Source organism: Dyella silvae (assembly GCF_026421305.1).
Taxonomy (GTDB): Bacteria; Pseudomonadota; Gammaproteobacteria; order Xanthomonadales; family Rhodanobacteraceae; genus Dyella; species Dyella silvae.
Map to the genome: position 1 here is coordinate 77,918 of NZ_JAPJBQ010000002.1, position 18,527 is coordinate 96,444.

The 18,527-nt window shown below is 64.0% G+C and carries 11 protein-coding genes; 6 read left to right on the plus strand and 5 right to left on the minus strand.

Going from position 1 to position 18,527, the window contains the following annotated elements; genetic code table 11:
- Nucleotides 1–46: 46 nt before the first annotated feature.
- The 3 genes from OQE56_RS04610 (at nucleotide 47) to OQE56_RS04620 (ending at nucleotide 6,162) form a co-directional block, all read left to right on the plus strand.
- A complete protein-coding gene (locus tag OQE56_RS04610) occupies nucleotides 47–3,250 on the plus strand; it encodes an efflux RND transporter permease subunit (protein ID WP_267222052.1) in 3,204 nt (1,067 codons plus the stop codon).
- Nucleotides 3,243–4,445: an efflux RND transporter periplasmic adaptor subunit gene (locus OQE56_RS04615; RefSeq protein WP_267222054.1), complete on the plus strand. Its 1,203-nt coding sequence runs from the start codon at nucleotides 3,243–3,245 to the stop codon at nucleotides 4,443–4,445. The genes OQE56_RS04610 and OQE56_RS04615 overlap by 8 nt, the downstream gene beginning before the upstream one ends.
- Nucleotides 4,446–4,521: 76 nt before the next feature.
- Complete coding sequence (locus tag OQE56_RS04620; RefSeq protein WP_267222056.1) at nucleotides 4,522–6,162, plus strand: efflux transporter outer membrane subunit; 1,641 nt, start codon at nucleotides 4,522–4,524, stop codon at nucleotides 6,160–6,162.
- 1,060 nt (nucleotides 6,163–7,222) lie between these two features.
- Here the strand turns inward: OQE56_RS04620 and tal are convergent.
- From tal to OQE56_RS04640, 4 genes are all read right to left on the minus strand, one after another.
- Complete coding sequence (gene tal, locus OQE56_RS04625) at nucleotides 7,223–8,176, minus strand: transaldolase (RefSeq protein ID WP_267222058.1); 954 nt, start codon at nucleotides 8,174–8,176, stop codon at nucleotides 7,223–7,225.
- A 35-nt stretch (nucleotides 8,177–8,211) separates the two neighbouring features.
- Nucleotides 8,212–9,519 carry an NAD(P)/FAD-dependent oxidoreductase gene (locus tag OQE56_RS04630; RefSeq protein WP_267222060.1) on the minus strand — a complete coding sequence of 436 codons (1,308 nt, stop codon included), beginning with the start codon at nucleotides 9,517–9,519 and terminating at the stop codon, nucleotides 8,212–8,214.
- 53 nt (nucleotides 9,520–9,572) lie between these two features.
- Nucleotides 9,573–11,741, minus strand: coding sequence for a primosomal protein N' (locus OQE56_RS04635; RefSeq protein WP_267222062.1), 2,169 nt, complete (start codon nucleotides 11,739–11,741; stop codon nucleotides 9,573–9,575).
- Nucleotides 11,742–12,482: 741 nt separating this feature from the next.
- Nucleotides 12,483–13,607: a DUF3667 domain-containing protein gene (locus OQE56_RS04640; RefSeq protein ID WP_267222064.1), complete on the minus strand. Its 1,125-nt coding sequence runs from the start codon at nucleotides 13,605–13,607 to the stop codon at nucleotides 12,483–12,485.
- A gap of 136 nt (nucleotides 13,608–13,743) precedes the next feature.
- Between OQE56_RS04640 and OQE56_RS04645 the strand changes: the two genes are divergently transcribed.
- Nucleotides 13,744–15,108: an MATE family efflux transporter gene (locus OQE56_RS04645; RefSeq protein ID WP_267222066.1), complete on the plus strand. Its 1,365-nt coding sequence runs from the start codon at nucleotides 13,744–13,746 to the stop codon at nucleotides 15,106–15,108.
- Nucleotides 15,109–15,273: 165 nt separating this feature from the next.
- Complete coding sequence (gene sppA / locus OQE56_RS04650; RefSeq protein ID WP_267222068.1) at nucleotides 15,274–17,139, plus strand: signal peptide peptidase SppA; 1,866 nt, start codon at nucleotides 15,274–15,276, stop codon at nucleotides 17,137–17,139.
- A gap of 138 nt (nucleotides 17,140–17,277) precedes the next feature.
- Here the strand turns inward: sppA and OQE56_RS04655 are convergent, their stop codons facing one another.
- Nucleotides 17,278–17,496 (minus strand): hypothetical protein, encoded by a 219-nt coding sequence (locus OQE56_RS04655; RefSeq protein WP_267222071.1) that lies wholly within the window; start codon nucleotides 17,494–17,496, stop codon nucleotides 17,278–17,280.
- A gap of 93 nt (nucleotides 17,497–17,589) precedes the next feature.
- Between OQE56_RS04655 and OQE56_RS04660 the strand changes: the two genes are divergently transcribed.
- Nucleotides 17,590–18,372 carry an SDR family oxidoreductase gene (locus tag OQE56_RS04660; RefSeq protein ID WP_267222072.1) on the plus strand — a complete coding sequence of 261 codons (783 nt, stop codon included), beginning with the start codon at nucleotides 17,590–17,592 and terminating at the stop codon, nucleotides 18,370–18,372.
- Nucleotides 18,373–18,527: the final 155 nt, after the last annotated feature.

An 18,527-nucleotide genomic window follows, 5' to 3' on the forward strand; every position in this document is an offset into this window, starting at 1 on the left:
GCGAAAATTTGTCGCGACGCATCATTCGCGCACGGAAATCCCCCGCATGCTTGGCATCGTCCGGATCGCGCTCACGCGGCCCTACACGTTTATTGTTCTCGCTCTCGCCATTTTCATCTTTGGCGTGATGTCAGCCTTACGTACGCCCACCGACATTTTTCCGGAGATCAACATCCCGGTGATTGCGGTGGCCTGGCAGTTCACCGGCATGACGCCCGACCAAATGGCCGGACGCATGAACACGCCCTTCGAGCGTGTGCTCACCACGACCGTCAACGACGTCGAGCACATCGAGTCGGAGTCGATCAACGGCATGGGCATCACCAAGATCTTCTTCCAGCCGGGCGTGAACATCGCGGTGGCGAATGCCCAGGTGACGGCGGTCGCGCAGACGCTGCTCAAGCAGATGCCTGCAGGCGCCACGCCGCCGTTGATCGTGAACTACAACGCATCCACGGTACCGATTCTGCAGCTCGCGCTCTCTGGCAAGGGTCTGAGCGAGCAGCAGCTGGGCGATCTGGGCCTCAACCTGCTGCGCCCGCAGCTGGTGACGGTGCCGGGTGCGGCCATTCCTTATCCGTTCGGCGGCAAGACCCGTCAGATACAGCTGGATGTGGATCCGGCGGCGCTGCAGGCGCGTGGGCTGTCCACGCAAGACGTGGCGAACGCATTAGCCAATCAGCAGCAGATCAGCCCGATCGGCACGCAGAAGATTGGCAAATACGAATACGTGATGGAGCTGAACAACGCAGCGACGCACGTGCAGGAGCTGGAAGACCTGCCGGTCAAGATGGACAACGGCACCACCATCTACGTTCGTGACGTGGCCCATGTGCGCGATGGCAACCCGCCGCAAACCAATATCGTGCATGTCGATGGCGTGCGTTCAACGCTGCTGTCGGTGCTGAAGAACGGCTCCACCTCCACGCTCGCCATTGTGGCGGGTGCGCGCGACAAGCTTGCGCAGATGAAGGACGCGTTGCCGGAAAACCTGACCGTGACGCCGATTGGCGACCAATCGCTGTTCGTGCGTGCATCGATTGATGGCGTGGTGCGCGAAGGCATCATTGCTGCCGCGCTCACCAGTCTGATGATCCTGCTGTTCCTGGGTAGCTGGCGTTCGACGCTGATCATCACCACGTCGATTCCGCTCGCAGTGCTTGGCTCGGTGTTCACGCTGTCGGCGATCGGGCAGACGCTCAACATCATGACGCTGGGTGGCCTCGCGCTTGCCGTGGGCATCCTGGTGGACGAAGCGACGGTGACCATCGAGAACATCAACTGGCATCTGGAGCAGGGCAAGGATGTCATCACGGCGATCGTCGATGGTTCGGCGCAGATCATCGTGCCGGCGTTCGTGTCGCTGTGCTGCATCTGTATCGTGTTCGTGCCGATGTTCTTCCTGCCGGGTGTCGCACGCTATTTGTTTGTGCCGATGGCGGAGGCAGTGATCTTTGCGATGATCTTCTCCTTCATCCTGTCGCGCACGCTCGTGCTGACGATGGCGAAGTACCTGCTGCACGAGCACCCGCCGACCGTGGACGAGCACGGGCAGCACCTACCGCTTCCGCCGCCGACATCCGCGCTAGGCCGCTTTCAGCGTGGCTTCGTGGATCGCTTCGAGATCTTTCGTGCCGGCTACAGTGGCTTGCTCAACCTCGCCATGCAGCATCGCAAAGTCTTCGTCATGGGATTTCTCGGCTTTGTGGTGGCGTCGTTCCTGCTGTTGCCGACGCTTGGGCGCAACTTCTTCCCCGACGTGGATGGCGGCCAGATCCTGGTGCACGTCCGTGCACCGGTGGGCACACGCGTCGAGGTGACGGCAGGCGAGTTTGCCGACATCGAGAAGGCCATCCGCCAGGTCATTCCGCCCGATGAACTGGAGGCGGTGGTCGACAACATCGGTCAGTACGCCAGCTCGATCAACACCATCTACAACAACACGGGCGAGGTGGGCGAGCAGGATGGCGATATCCAGATCTCGCTCAAGGAAGGCCATCACCCCAGCGCGGACTACGTGAAGGCCCTGCGCGAAAAGCTGCCGCGTCAGTTCCCCGGTTCCACCTTCTCGTTCCCGCCGGCCGACATCGTCAGTCAGATTCTTAACTTCGGTTCGCCGGCGCCGATCGACCTGCAGGTTCGCGGCTTCCATCTCGACCAGAACTTTGCCTATGCCAACGAGCTGCTGAACAAGATCCGCCAGATTCCGGGCGTGGCCGATGCACGCCTGCAGCAGTCGCAAGCGCAGCCGGCGTTCCGTATCGACGTGGACCGCACGCGGGCGCAATTGCTGGGCCTGACCGAAGGCGACGTCACGAGCAGCCTCATTGCCGATCTTTCGGGTACGGCCCAGGTGGCACCGACCTACTGGCTCAATCCCGACAACAACGTGACGTATCCCATCTCGGCGCAGGTGCCGCAGTACCGGCTCGAAACGTTGGCGCAGCTGAGCAACCTGCCGATTACTTCCAAGAGTGGCGGCAGTGCGCAAGTACTTGGCGCGCTCGCGGATCTGACGCGCACCCATCGCAATACCATCGTTAGCCAGTACAACATTCAGTCGATGGTGGAGGTTTTTGCCACCACGCAGGGCCGTGACCTCGGTGCGGTGGCCAACGACATCCGTCAGGTGCTCAGCGATACGGAGAAGGACAAGCCCAAGGGCGCCACCGTGGCGCTACTGGGTCAGGTGCAGACCATGCACGACTCCTACTACGGCCTACTGTTCGGTCTGCTTGGCTCCGGCGTGCTGGTTTATCTGCTGATCGTGGTGAACTTCCAGTCGTGGACTGACCCGTTCGTGATCATCACCGCGTTGCCGGCGGCGCTCGCGGGCATCGTGTGGATGTTGTTTGTCACCCACACCTCGCTGTCGGTGCCGGCGTTGACGGGCGCGATCATGTGCATGGGTGTGGCCACGGCCAACTCGGTGCTGGTGGTCAGCTTCTGCCGCGAGCGCCTGGCATTCCACGGTGATCCTGTACTGGCAGCACGCGAAGCGGGCTTCGTACGTTTCCGTCCGGTGCTGATGACGGCGTTGGCCATGATCATCGGTATGGTGCCGATGGCGCTTGGCCTGGGTGACGGCGGCGAGCAGAACGCGCCGCTGGGCCGCGCGGTTATCGGTGGCCTGCTGTTTGCCACGACGGCGACGCTGATTTTCGTTCCTGTCGTTTTTTCCATTATGCATGCGCGGCACAAGCACACGCCTGAGTCGGCTGGCCATGCCGGAGAACTTGCCCATGTCTGAGCATATGACCGTACTTCCTGAGTCGACGCCATCGCCGCAACGCCTGCGCCTGGCCGCTGTCATCGCCGCCGTGGTGCTTGGCTCCGTTGTTGTGGCAGGCATTGCCATCCGCGTTGCCGAGGCGCGCAGCCTGCGTCAATGGACCGATGAGCAGGCCATTCCCACGGTCGTCATTTCCGAGCCGGAGTCTGCCAACGGCAAGGCACCGCTGGAGTTGCCCGCCCAGTTGGACGCATTCACCAATGCGCCGATTTACGCACGCACCAGCGGATATCTGAAGTCGTGGGAGAAAGACATCGGCGCGCCGGTAAAGGCAGGCGATCTGCTCGCCGTGATCGACACCCCGGATCTCGATCAGCAGCTGCTGCAGGCGCAGGCCGATCTCGCCAGCGCCAGGGCCAATGCGGCGCTGGCAGCGACCACAGCCAAGCGCTGGCAGGTGTTGCATCAGACGGATCCCGATTCGGTGTCCCAACAGTCGGTGGATCAGTACAACGGCGACTACGCGGCCAAACAGGCCCAGGCCAACGCCGCGCAAGCGAATGTGCAGCGCCTGATGGCACTGAAGTCGTACGCACGTATCGTGGCGCCGTTCGACGGCCGCGTGACGGCGCGTAACACCGACGTAGGCGCGCTCGTTACGGCCGACAGCAACGGGGTGGGTGCGCCGATGTTCGCCGTGTCCGACACCAGCAAACTGCGTGCTTACGTGCGCGTGCCGCAGGTGTACGCGCCGAGTATCCATCGTGGCGACACGGCCACACTGACGGTGCCGGAGTATCCGGGCAAGACCTTCACGGCCAAGGTGGAAGCGGATGCGCGTGCCATTTCGCCAACGTCTGGCACGACGCTGGTACAGCTGATTGTCGACAACCCCGACGGCCGTCTGTTGCCGAGCAGCTATGCCAGCATCAGCTTCAGCATCGCATCGGATACGCTGGGCATGCGCGTTCCGGCGGAAGCACTGATCTTTGACGACAAGGGGCTGCATGTCGCCACGCTGGACGCCGGCGATCGCGTGCATTTCAAAACCGTCACCATTCGCCGCGATTACGGCAAGTCGATCGAACTCGGCTCGGGTTTGGCGCCGACTGACCGCGTCATCATCAATCCACCCGATGGCCTCGCCAATGGCGATGAAGTGCGCATCGCGAAGAACCCGCAGCCGGCGGGGAAGCCCCATGACAAAGCTTGAGAGCCCGCTTGTGACCTCCCCGTGGCCCGCGCCGGGATCTATTTGCCCGCCAGACAAGGACAGAGTGAGGGAGTGTATGTCGATACACGACCGAGCGATGACGCAGGCTGGCGGGCAAATAGACCCGGCCCGAAGGGTTGAGCTGGTGTGGCCGCCAGGAAGCGGCGCGCGGCTCGACCTGACAGCCAGTCAGGTGCTTCGCCACGCACCACTCCCTGGCAGCCACACCAACTCAACGCGGGCTACGGGGAGGTTACAAGCGGGCTCTAGAAGCCTCGCTGCGGTTATTGCGGCCACGCTGTTGGGTGCCTGCTCGTTGGCGCCTGCGTACAAGCCGCCGGAAGCGCCGGTGGCTGAGCACTATCAGCCCGCGGGCCCATGGACCACCGCGCAGCCGTCCGACCAGTTGCCGCGCGAGGGGTGGTGGAAGCTGTATGGCGATGAGCGTCTGAATGGGCTCGAGCAACAACTGATCGAGCACAACGCGGATCTTGCCGCCGCATTCGCCAGCTACGAGCAATCGCGTGACTATCTCGCGCAGGTGCGTGCTGACCTGTTTCCCCAGGTAACAGCCGGTGTAGGCGCACAACGCAATCGTCAATCGTTGAATGCTCCGCTGCACGGTGCAACGTCGCCTGAGTACTACAACTTGTATTCGGTCACCGGGCAGGCGTCGTACGAAGTGGATCTGTGGGGCCGCGTGCACGACAACGTGGCGGCAGGCCGCGCTTCCATGCAGGCCTCTGCTGCGGATCTGGCATCGGTGCAGCTGAGCCTGGAAGCTTCGCTGGCAGACAGCTACCTGCAACTGCTGGGTGTGGACCGTCAGATCGACCTGTTGCAGAAGACGGTGGATGCCTACCAGCGCGCGCTGCAGCTGACCAAGACCTTGCACGAAGGCGGTGCGGTGTCGGGCCTGGATGTGGATCGTGCGCAGACCCAGTTGTCTGCCACGCGTTCCCAGTTGTCGCAGACCAAGGCACAACGCGATCTGCTGCTGCACGCCATCGCGGTACTCGTCGGCCAGCCCGCTTCCAGCTTCACGCTGGATCCCAGGATCGATCTGCCGAATTTGCCGGTGATCCCAGTGGGGCTGCCGTCGACCTTGCTGGAGCGCCGCCCCGACATCGCAGCAGCGGAACGCCGCACAGCGGAAGCCAATGCGCAGATCGGTGTTGCACGCGCGGCGTTCTTTCCGTCGCTCACGCTCAGTGCCGGCGGTGGCTTCGCCAGCGGCAAGTGGGGCAACCTGCTGACCGCGCCGAGTGAAGTGTGGGCGCTGGGGCCGAGCCTGTTGATGAGTGTGTTCGACGGCGGTCGTCGCCGTGCGGAAGTGGCGTCGGCGCATGCGGCATTCGACGAGGCCAGCGCGCGTTACCGTGGCACGGTGCTCACGGCGTTCCAGCAGGTGGAGGATAACCAGTCGTTGCTCAGCAACTACGGCAATGCGCTGGTGGATCAACAGGACGCCACCACGGCGTCGGATCGCACGCTCAGGTTGGCGCTGGCGCTGTACAAGCAGGGTGCTAACAGCTATCTCGATGTGGTGACGGCGCAGGTGGATGCGCTGAATGCGCATCTGGGTTTGTTGTCGTTGCAGACCAATCAGCTGCGGGCGAGTGTGCAGCTGGTGCGGGCGTTGGGTGGTGGTTGGCAGGCTGAAGATATTTCAGCGCAGCACTTGGCAGAGGATGCCAAGGCGCATGGCATGAAGTGAGGAGCGCGCGACGCGCTTTTCGCTTTTTGCTTCTCTCCCTCTCCCCTTCGGGGAGAGGGTTGGGGTGAGGGGTGGGTGCTCGCGGCGCGGTTGAATCCCCTCACCGTCATCCCAGCGAAAGCTGGGATCCAGTGACTTTGGCTCTTACACGGTTGTCGCGCTACTGCGATCTGGCTCGCCTGCGGCGGGCTTCCGACCTCCTGCCGGAGGCCGGGTCACTTTTCTTTGCTTGCCCAAAGAAAAGTAGCCAAAAGAAACGGCACCCCGGATGAGGCGCCTTCCGGGCCTTCGGCCCTCCAGGTGCGCGGTCGGGTTACGGGGTTTGTCGACAGGGCATCCTGCCCTGACGCCAAACTGGCCGGCATCCATGCCGGCCACCCTTCGGGCTGTTCCTCCACCCGCCCGCCGCCTCACACGGGGACCCGGAAGATCAAAAGCGCAAAGCCGACGGCTCGTGCAGCTGCGCTGCACATCGCACCACTAAGGCTCGATGTTCCTGCGTTCATGCAGAAGAGTCCTGCTGTTACGCGGCGAGTTCTCCACACCGGTCGGGAAGCGTAGCGTCCTCTTTACCTTGCCTCAGCGGTCGGGAAGCGTAGCGATACCTGCTTTAAGCCCTCTCCGCGATGGCGCGTTGCGAAGCGCCTGGAAGTACCCGCTGTGTGGCGGCGGAGGTTGCCAAGCAACAACGCGCCTCGCGCGTTCGGGCTTATCCCTGCGCAATGCTGCCAGCTCTTCAGGCCATTTTCTTTGGGTTACTTTTCTTTTGGGCCAGCAAAAGAAAAGTGACTCGGCCTCCGGCAGGAGGTCGAAACGCCCGCCGCGTAGGCGGCCAGATCGCGGGATCGTGGCAACCGAAGGCCAGGAGCAAAGTCACTGGATGACCAGCCTTCGGCTGTTATGGGGCTCTTCCCGCCTTCGCGGGGATGACGGTGAGGAAAAACTGACGTTACCGCGAGCACCCACCCCTCACCCCAACCCTCTCCCCGGAGGGGAGAGGGAGTAGAACGGAGACGTGGCCGTGCTGAGAGGCCGCTTTCGCAAGCGGCCAATTTCCCTCTTACAACTTTTCCGTCAGCAACTTTTCCAGCTTGCGCTGATCGACCGCAAACTTGCGAATGCCATCCGCCAACTTGTCGGTAGCCATCGCATCTTCGTTGTGGCCCCAGCGAAATTCCGCTTCGGTGATCGGCGTCGGCTTGGCCTTCGTAGCACCGCTATCGTTGAGCACTCGCGGCAGCGGCGAGCTGTCCTGATCCAGCTTTTCAAGCAGATCGGGGCTGATCGTGAGACGGTCGCAGCCGGCAAGGGCCTGGATCTGGCCGATGTTGCGGAAGCTGGCGCCCATGACCACGGTCGGAAAACCGTGCTCTTTGTACCAGGCATAGATGCGGCGCACCGACTGCACGCCCGGGTCGTCGTCCGGCGCGTAAGTCTTGGTGGACGTGTTGGCGACGTACCAGTCCATGATGCGGCCGACGAACGGCGAGATCAGAAACACGCCGGCTTCGGCGCACGCCACCGCCTGCTCGAAGGAGAAGAGCAGGGTGAGGTTGCAGTTGATGCCGCGCTTTTCCAGCTGCTCTGCAGCGCGAATGCCTTCCCACGTCGAAGCGAGCTTGATCAGGATGCGGTCGCGCTTCACGCCACCGTCTTCGTACAGTTGCACGAGACGCTCGGCCTTGGCGATGGAGGCGTTCACGTCGAACGACAGGCGCGCATCCACTTCGGTAGATACGCGGCCCGGCACCAGTTCGACGATCTTGCGGCCCACGGCAACGGCGAGGTGGTCGCTGGCATCCACCAGCTGCTGCTCTCGCGAGTTGCTCTTGCTCTTGGCCCATGCGACGGAATGTTCGATCACCGGCGCGAAGGTCGGATTCTCGATGGCCTTCAGCAACAGCGACGGGTTGGTGGTGGCGTCGACCGGGCGCCAGCGGGCGATGGCTTCGATGTCGCCCGTATCGGCGACCACGGTGGTGTACTGGCGCAGCTGTTCGAGTTGAGAAGACACAGGCGTATCCGGGCAAAGAAAGGGCTGATTTTAAGCTATTGCTCGCCGGGCGAGGGTGGGCCTCGGCGGGCGGGTTCATCGGTGCCAGTGACGATGCGGGCATGGCGTGCATAGGTCCAATACGCCCAGGCCCAGTCCAGCATCACCACCAGACGGTTGCGGAAGCCGATCAGGAAGGCGATGTGCGCGATCAGCCAGACCCACCAGGCGAGCAGGCCGGAGAGTTTCAGACGGCCGAACTGGGCCACGGCCGCCATGCGCCCGATCGTGGCCAGCGTGCCGTCGTCGCGATAGCGGAAGGGCGGCGGGGCGGCGCGGCCTTGCCAGCGAGCCTCAAGGGTCGCGGCGACGTAGCGGCCCATCTGCTTGGCGGCAGGCGCGACGCCCGGCACGGGTCTGCCATCGGCCTGCGTCACGCTGGCGAGGTCGCCGATCACGAAGACCTCGGGGTGCCCCGGCAGGCTGAGATCCGGTTCGACCTGTACGCGTCCGGCACGATCCACCGGCGCGTCGAGGCTGCGGCCGAGCGGTGAGGCGGCGACGCCGGCAGCCCATAGCACGGTGTGCGCAGGGTAGGGTGTCTCGCCGAGCATGACGCCATCGCGATCGATGGCAGTGACGGCAGTGCCCGTACGTACTTCGACACCGAGTTTGTCCAGCTGCCGGCGCGCCTTTTCGGAAAGCTCCGGCGCGAACGCCGGCAGAAGGCGTGGCCCCGCTTCCACCAGGAGCACGTTGGCCTTGCGCGGATCGGCGCGGCGAAATTCGCGGGGCAGCGTGTGGCGCGCGATTTCGGCCAGTGTGCCCGCGAGCTCGACGCCGGTGGCGCCACCGCCGACGATCACGAAATTGAGCCATGCTTGCCGCCGGGCGGGATCGTCTTCACGTTCGGCATGTTCGAAGGCGAGGAGCACGCGGCGCCGGATGGTGAAAGCGTCGTCCAGCGTCTTGAGCCCCGGCGCGTAGCTCGCCCAGTCGTCATGACCGAAATAGGCGTGCGTGGCGCCGGTGGCGACGATCAGTACGTCGTACTTGAGTTCACCATTCGCAAGCGTGACGCGTCGCTGCGCAACGTCGATGCTCGTTGCTTCATCCAGCAACACGGTGGCGTTGGCTTGCCCGCGGAGGATCTGCCGCAACGGCGCCGCAATCGAGGGCGCCGATAATCCGGCGGTAGCGACCTGGTAGAGCAGCGGCTGGAACAAGTGATGGTTGCGCCGGTCGATCAGCGTGATGCGGGCGTTGCTGTGGGCCAACCCGCGTGCCACGGCGAGACCGCCGAAGCCGCCGCCGAGAATCACGACATGAGGATGTTGATCGGGAGCGAGTGCGCTGTCTTCCATGGAAAGCCTCTGCGAAGTGAAAAATCGTTAGAGGTCGCACCGTCGTTCCGTCGTCAGTACAGATCGATGGGATCGACGTCCAGCGACCAGCGCACCCGACGCGCCGAAGGCAGCGTCGACAGCATGCGATACCAGGGCCGGAGTGCGGTGTGCAGGGCGCTGCGTGTGCTGGCCTCGATCAACAACTGACCGCGATGGCGGCCTGCGCGCAGTGGCATGGGTGCGGGCATCGGGCCGGCGAGCTGCAACGGCGCGCCGGCCAGTGCGGCAGCGGCCTCGGAGAGAAAGCCGTCGACGTGCTCGCGCTGGTGTGCATCGGCCCGCAGCAATATCTGGTGCCCGTAGGGAGGAAGCTGCACGCTGCGCCGTTCCTCGAGCAACGTGTTCGCTGCCGCGGCGTAACCCTGCGCCAGCAACTGGCGCAGCAGGGGATGCTCGGGGTGATGTGTCTGCAGCAGCACGCGGCCGGGCTTGCTCGCGCGTCCCGCCCGTCCGGCCACTTGCACGACCAATTGAGCCAGTCGCTCGCTCGCGCGGAAATCGACGCTGTGCAGCCCCTCATCGACACCGACGATGGCGACCAGCGTGAGGTTGGGCAGATCGTGGCCCTTGGCCAGCATCTGTGTGCCGACGAGGATGGCGGGACGATCCTGATGCAGGCCTTCCAGCAATTGCTCGAAAGCATCGCGCCGCCGCGTGGTTTCGCGATCGATGCGCAGCACGGGTACGTCGGGGAATTGCGCAGTCAGCGCTTCTTCCAGACGTTCCGTGCCCTGGCCCTGGGGCTTGAGGTCCGGTGCGTTACACGACGGGCACTGCGGAGGAATGCGCGAGGTGTAGTCGCAGTGATGGCAGATCAGCTGACGCCGGCCGGCATGCAAGGTCATCGGATGCTCGCAGCGGGGGCACTCGGCGTGCCAGCCGCAGCTGTAGCAGAGCAAGACCGGGGCGTAACCACGGCGATTACGGAACACCAGGGCCTGCTCGCCTCGCGCGACGGTGTCGGCGACAGCGGCGAGCAACGCTGGCGAAAGCCCGTGATCAAGGCGTTGCGCACGCATGTCCACAATCTGCACCTGTGGCGCACGGATGGCGCCGGGGCGCGCACGCAGATGCAGCGCGCGATAGCGGCCGGCCTGTACGTTGGCCAGCGACTCCAGCGAGGGCGTGGCCGAACCCAGCACCACCGGCACATTCAACGCGCGGGCACGCAACAGTGCGAGATCCCGGGCGTGATAGCGGAAGCCTTCCTGCTGCTTGTAGGCGCTGTCGTGCTCTTCATCCACCACGATCAACCCCGCATGCGGCAGCGGCGTAAAGATCGCCGAGCGCGTACCGAGGATCACCTTCGCCTCACCCGTACGGGCGCGCAGCCATGCGCGGGCACGATCGCCTTCAGCGAGATTGGAATGCAGCACCTGTACCGCGACGCCGAGGCGATCGCGCAGGCGGCGCACGGTTTGCGGAGCGAGTCCGATCTCCGGCACCAGCAGCAGCGCTTGTTTGCCCTGGGCAATCACTTGCTCAATCAGAGCGAGATAGACCTCGGTCTTGCCGCTGCCGGTGACGCCATCCAGCAGGAAGGGCTGAAAGCCGCCCAGCGCTTCGCCGATGGTGGCTACCGCCTGTTGCTGCTCGCCACTCAGTGAAGGCGCGGACGTGACGGTGGGTGGCGCGGCAGACTCAGCATGGGTGCGTTCAATCAGGCCAGCCTGATCGAGTCGCCGTGCGGCATCGCGCCAGCCAGGCAGCATCTCGTGCAGCAGTTCTGCCGTGTGAGGGCCACGCGCCAGCGCTTCCAATAAGGTGCGGCTGCCACCCCGGCGGCTGCCGGCGTCGAGCGCGCTGCGGCCGGCGGCGGTGAGCGCCCAGGCCTCGGCGTGCAGATCGGGGAGGGGGCGGTCTTCCCGCAGCGCCAGCGGCAGGGCATTGGCATACGCCTCGCCAGGCGCCCCCAGCCAGTAATCGGCGGCACGAGCGAGCGTGGCCATGAGTTCGCTGTCGAGCAGAGGGGCGTCGTCCAACACGCGCAGAACGCGCTTGAGGCGCGCGTTGCCCACGGCCGCCTCAACGCCGGCCTCGACCACCACCCCGACCGCCTTGCCCTTGCCGAAAGGCACCAGCACGCGACTGCCCACCTCTGCCTGGCCCGTCGCGGGCGGCAGATAGTCGAACAGGGTCGGCAGGGGTACCGGGAGGGCGACGCGTAAGACGGCGGGCATGTAAGAGCCTGTCCTTATGGTCCAACGATGCCGCGTTGCTCAGCAGTGGCCGCCAGGCGGTAGACCGTGGCGCCGCCCATGCTGGTGGCATGGGCAAGCCGCGGGCTGCCGTCTGGCGGCCACTGCTGAGCAACCCGAAGGGCCGGGCCTGTTTGCCCGCATGGCGGCGTCATCGCTCGGTCGTGTATCGACATACACTCCCTCTCTCTTCCTTGCCCTGCGAGCAAACAGCTCCCGGCGCGGCGTCGTTGGACCATAAGGACAGGCTCTATACCTCTTGGCGGCGAAGTGTAACTGGCCTGTTCCACTTCGCCAGCCGGACGCTCCGCCGGAGCCCGGCGGGGTGGAATGGCCTCACAGCGACGGCTTGCGATCGCTTGTTGCCCCCGCCTCGAAGAATCGGACCTAAGTGACTAACGGCAGGGGGCTTTTGCCGTTATCCACAGCACCTGTGGATAAGTCTGTGGATGTTCCGTTGAGGGAGCCCCCAAAAGCGCATGAATACGGCGTTCAGTACGCGCTGTTCAAGTTTTAGCCACGAAGAAATGTGCTTTAAATTCAGTGACTTAAATTTATTGCCCGGTTGGCATTCATACAACTGCCATAGGCATGCGACTTGCCTTGACAGCCATGTGACGCTGTGTAAAACCCCGCTGCGACCCTTGGCGGAGGCCGCGCGAACCGGCGCGGCTGTGCGGTTTGTGTGTGATTTGCATCACAAAATAGTGTCAGGTCTGTCCGTCAGTTCGTGACACCCAGCAGCGCGGCGAATACGACCGCGAACGTGGCCATCACCGTGTAGACCCAGCCCACGAACAGGTACTTCATCGTGGTCATGAACCAGCCCTGGCGGTAAACGCGCTTCTGCATCAGCAGCAGGTAGGCCAGCGCCCAGGCGCCCAGCGCCCAGACCAATAGGGTGATCGATGTGCCCAGCCAGGCCACATGGGGTGCCACCAGCCCGCGCAGCAGGTAGAGCACCATGCCAAGCAGCAGGGACAGGAACAGAAAGGCGTGGCTGTGCAGCGCCACGATAAGGTGCTCCATGTACAGCCGGCGCTTGAAGAAATAGGTGAACTTCAACAGCAGAGCGAACAGCGGCATCAGCACAAACATGGTTTGCGGCAAGACGTGGAAGATCGAGGCGAGCACGCGCTCCTCTGCCTCAGCGCCTTGTTCGCCGCCCATCGATATCGCGCCGATATTCGACATTGCCCGCGCCACCGAACGGTTAAGGCTGTAGTTGATGGATGCAGGAAGCCAGCTCACATTCACCGGGGTCGAGTGGCCCTGGAAGCTGCTGAGCTCGTCGGCGGGTACCGGTATCGGTTGGCCGCCCAGCTGCATCAGCCGGTGGTTGGCGTGGTCTCGCTCGATATTCACGAGTTTGTTGAAGGTTTTGCCGCTCTCGCCGGTTTGCCCCGCGGCTTTCTGCAAATCCTGGCGCACCTGCTCGAAATGCGTGCGCACGGCCTGGGGCGTGAGGTCCTTGGCGAAATCGCCGGTACCGGCGCTGGCTTCGGCGTGGACGCGCACGATATCCAGGCTGTTCACCACCAGGTGGCACACGAAGAATGCAAGCAGGGAAAATACAAACATCAGACGGAACGGCGCTACATAGCGCTGGCGGCGTCCCGAGAAATATTCCAGCGTGAGGAAGCCGGGGCGCAGGAACAGCGGCGGAATCGTGTGGATCACGCGGCCGTCCACATGCAGCACCATGTCCAGCGTGTCTTCCACCATGTGGTGCATGGGGCGGAGCACGGTGTGGATGGATTGTCCGCACTCGTGGCAGAACTCGCCCTGCATCGGTGTACTGCAATTGGCGCAATGCACGCCCTCGAACGACACCAGTTCCTTCTTCATGTCCTACCCCCGATGGCAAGCCTGCGATCTTGGCACAAGCGGATGAAGCCAGCAGCTTCTGCCAGCGCGCGCTGATGCGGCATGCCCGGGGCTCACGGTGCTCCTGGGCTAGAATGTCGGGCACAGGAGCTCATTTATGCAGTCTTTCCGCCCCGATCGCGCCAGGGTGGCGCACGAGGTTGGCGCCACCGTGCGCCTCGCCCTTCCTTTGATCGCCGCGCAGCTGGCCGCGGTGGGTCCGAACTTTGTCGACGCCGTATTGGCCGGTCACCTGAGCGCGCACGTGCAGGCCGCAGTGACCACGGCGGTGAGTATCTGGGCGCTCGCTCTGGTGGCTGGCCTCGGCATGATGATGGCGGTGCCGCCGTCGGTGGCGCAGCTCGATGGCGCCGGCCGCCGCCACGAAGTGGGCGCGGTGTTCGTGCAGGCGCTGTGGCTGGCGTGGGCCATGGGCATCGTCATGTGGTTCCTGGTTCGGAACGCCACGCCCTTGCTCGACTGGATCGGCGTCGTGCCGACGTTGCGCACCGATGTGACGCATTTCCTGCACGCCATCAGTTGGGCGGCACCTGCGCTGACCAGCTACTTCGCATTGCGCGGTCTGTCCGAAGGCCTGTCGATGACGCGGCCGTCGATGTATTTCAGTTTCGGTGGCCTGCTGGTGCTGGCGCCGCTGGGTTATGTGCTGATGTACGGCAAGTTTGGCCTGCCGGCATTGGGCTCGCTGGGCAGTGGTATCGCCACCGCCACCGTGTTGTGGCTGGAGATGCTCGGCTTTGGGTGGTATGTCGCCAAACATCCTGCCTACCGTGATCTTGGTTTGCGCGAAGGCATCGCCTGGCCGAAGCCCGGGATGCTGCTCGAGTTGCTGAAGATCGGCGGTCCCATGGCGGTCACGCTGCTGGCCGAGGGTGGTTTGTTCGTGGCCGTGGCGCTGGTCATCGCGACGCTGGGAGAGACGGTGGTGGCCAGCCATCAGGTGGCGCTGAGCGTCGCCACGATTGCCTTCATGATCCCGTTGGGCATGTCGATGGCCATCACCGTGCGCGTGGGCAATGCGGTGGGCCGCGGTGACGCGCGTGGCGTGCGCTATGCAGGCTTCTGCGGCGTAGCGCTGGCACTGTGCGTGCAGACGGTGTCGTCGGGCGTCATGCTGTGCATGCCGCACCTGATTGCCCGGTTGTACACGCATGACGCGGCGGTGATCGCGCTGGCCGCGCAGTTGATGATGCTGGCGGGTTTCTTCCAGTTCTCCGACGGCATCCAGGTCACCTCCAATGGCGCGCTGCGTGGCCTCAAGGACACCCGCGTGCCGATGGTCATTACGCTGTTCGCCTACTGGGGTGTCGGTATGCCCGTGGGGTGGTGGCTGGCGTTTCCCCACGGCCTGGGTGCGCGTGGCATGTGGATGGGGCTGATCGCCGGGCTGACCATGGCGGCCGTGCTGCTGTTCGCGCGCTTCTGGCGCACGGCCTGGCGGGAGGGGTGGCGGCCGAAGTGAGCCATGGGGAGCCCAGTCCGGGCTTCGTCTCGCGTCGCGATCCACAGGGCATGGGTTATTGGCGGCCGGCGATGACGCCGCCGGCGCCTTTACCTCACACTTCTGCCCCATGACGTTCGCCGCTCGAAACGCTACGCTGTCACGGACACTTTGAGGAACCTACGCATGACGCAGCCCCGCCCCACCGGTTTCTGGGCATTTCTCTGCGCATTTGGACGCGGCATCAATGTGGTCAGGCTGGTCATCATCAACCTGATCTTTTTCCTGTTCCTCCTTATCTTTTTGCTGCTGGCACTGGGCGGTTACCTGGGCAGTCGTGCCCAGCACGTCATCCAGAATGACAGCGTGCTGGTGATCAAGCCCAAGGGCGATCTGGTCGAGCAGTACAGCATCGACGCGATGCAGCGCGCGCTGGCACAGCTGGCAGGCAATCCGCCCAAGCAGGTGCAGCTGCGCGACCTGGTGGCGACCATCGACGGTGCCGCCAAGGACACCCGTATCACCCGCATCCTGCTCGAACCGGGCGAGATGCATGGCGGCGGCTTTGCCGCGCTGCGCGAAGTGGGTGCGGCGCTCGATCGCTTCCGCGCGGCTGGTAAACCGGTCATCGTGTGGGCGCCCGAATTGGATCAGGGGCAGTACTACCTGGCGGCGCATGCCGATCGCATCCTGATCGATCCGCAGGGCGGCGTGATGATCACCGGCCTCGCCAACTACCGCCTGTTCTACAAGGATCTGCTCGACAAGCTCGGTGTGGACGTGCACCTGTTCCGCGTCGGTCAGTTCAAGAGCGCGGCCGAGCCGTACATCCTCGACCATGCGTCGCCCGAGGCGAAGGAAGCCGACAGCTTCTGGATGGGCGGGCTGTGGGACATCTACATCGACGAGGTTGCGAAGCTGCGCAAGCTCGATCCGGCGACACTGCGTGCCGACATCAACACGTTGCCCGAGAAAATCGCCGGTGCACGCGGCGACCTGGGACAGCTCTCGCTGCAGCAGCATCTGGTCGACGGCGTTGCCACGCCGTCCGAGCTGGAAGCGATGATGCGCAAGGAAGGCGTGCCTGCCGGCAAGAAGGGCGAAGGCTTCCGCCAGGTGTCGTTTGACCGCTACAGCGCCAACCTGCCCGACACCACCAATTCGCTCACGCCGGGCGTATCGGTGGTGGTGGCCGAGGGCGAGATCTCCGGCGGCAAGCAGCCGCAGGGTGAGGTGGGTGGCGATTCCACGGCGGCGTTGATTCGCTCGGCACGTGAAGACAAACGCACCAAGGCGCTGGTGTTGCGCGTCAACTCGCCGGGCGGCGAAGTCTACGCGGCCGAGCAGATCCGTCGCGAAGTGGCGCTGACGCGCGAGGCAGGTATCCCTGTCGTGGTGTCGATGGGTAATGTCGCGGCCAGTGGTGGTTACTGGATCTCGATGAATGCCGATCGCATCTATGCCGAGCCCAACACCATCACCGGCTCCATCGGCATCTTTGGCATGGTGCTCACCGTGCCGGGTACGCTGGACAAACTGGGCGTGAAGAGCGATGGCGTGGGCACCAGCCCGCTGGCCGGCGGCTTCGACATCACGCGTCCGCTGGATCCTAAGGTCGGTACGGTGATCCAGGCGACCATCGAGAAGGGCTATCGCGATTTCGTGGGGCAGGTGGCCAAGGCACGTGGCAAGCCCTACGACGCCGTCGACGCCATTGCGCAGGGCCGCGTGTGGACAGGTCAGCAAGCGCTGGAGCGTGGACTGGTGGACCAGGTCGGCGGTCTTGGCGAAGCAGTGGCCGACGCCGCGCAGCGTGCGAAGCTGGGCAAGCAGTACCCCGTGCGTTACGTGGAAGAGCCGCTCGGTGGTTTTGAGCAGTTCCTGATCGGCATCAACGAAAACGCCATGGTGCAGATGGGTCAGGCCTACGGCGTACGTTTGCCAACCTGGGTGGCGCATATCGACGCGATGGCGCCGGAATGGAAGCTGCTGCGCAATGCGCAGTCGGGCCGGACCAACGTCTACGCGTATTGCTTCTGCTCGCCGCGCTGAAAGCGCGAGAACAGACAGGAGTGAGAAGTGAGAGAAGAGCTGCAGCTTTGCTTTCTCTCGTTTCTCACTCCTCTTAACTCACTCCTCGATTTCAGCCGTCTATTTGCCAGGCGCTGGCCGTACTTTCTCCGCCGTCGATCAATGGCTGGCGTCGTCGATCTGCTGCCGTTGTTTTTCCGCCTGTTCGTCAACCGTTTTCTGCACATCGCGGGCGCGCTGTTCGTCCTTCTTCAGGTCGTCCCAGGGTGTGGCCACCCGGGCGGTGCTGGCGGCTGCGGGTGTCGAGGCCGGTGCGGGCGGTTTGCCGGAGCAGGCGGTCAGGGCGAACAGGCACAGCAGTGGAATCAGCCGTTTCATGGGCAATCCTTGTATAGGGCAGCAACAGTGTTTCGTGTGGCATCGTAACGGGCAAGCTTGGCGTCGATAGCGCACTGGTTCTAAGCTCCGGGCATGAACGCACGCATTGACGCCTGGCAGCTTCAAGGCCATACCGCATTGATCACCGGTGCCAGCAAGGGGATAGGCTACGCCGCCGCGCGCGAGCTCGCCGGCCTTGGCGCCAATTTGCTGCTGGTGGCACGCGATGCCGACTACCTGGAGCAGGTGCGCGTCGAGCTGCTCGACGATTTTCCGGGTATTGATGTGCTGGCTTTCGGTGCCGACCTGAGCGAGCAGGAAGAACGGCTGGCCGTTTTTGACTGGGTGGCCGATCTCGGGGCGCCGCTTTCCTTGCTGATCAACAATGCGGGCGGCAACCAGCCGGCACCGACATTGAACTATCGCGAGGACGAGTACCGCGCGATTTTCGAACAGAACCTTTTCTCGGCGTTCGAGATGTGCCGGTTGGCGCACCCGCAGCTGGTGCAGCACGCCAACGCGGCGATCGTGAATGTGGGCTCCGTGTCCGGCGTCACCCATGTACGCACCGGTTCGCCCTATGGCATGACCAAAGCAGCGCTGCATCAGCTCACCCGCAATCTTGCGGTGGAATGGGCGGCCGACGGCATCCGGGTCAACGCAGTGGCGCCTTGGTACATCCGCACGCAGCGTTCGGAGCCGGCGTTGGCCAACGACGAGTACCTCGACGAAGTACTCGACCGCACACCGCTGCGCCGCATCGGTGAGCCGGAGGAGGTGGCTGCGGCCATCGCATTTCTGTGCCTGCCGGCGGCGAGCTACATCACGGGTCAGGTGTTGGCCGTTGATGGCGGGTTTCTGAATTACGGTTTCTGACCCGTCGCGCAGCCGTCATCCCAAAGGCCTGCATCGTGCTGAGTCACTGCGCGGATGTGTGGTGCCGGGAGGCTGATTCGCCCGATGGGCGCAGCCTGCGTACGCGCACTTAATGGTCCGTTTCCCCTCACCCTTCGGCTTCACGCTTTTTTCGC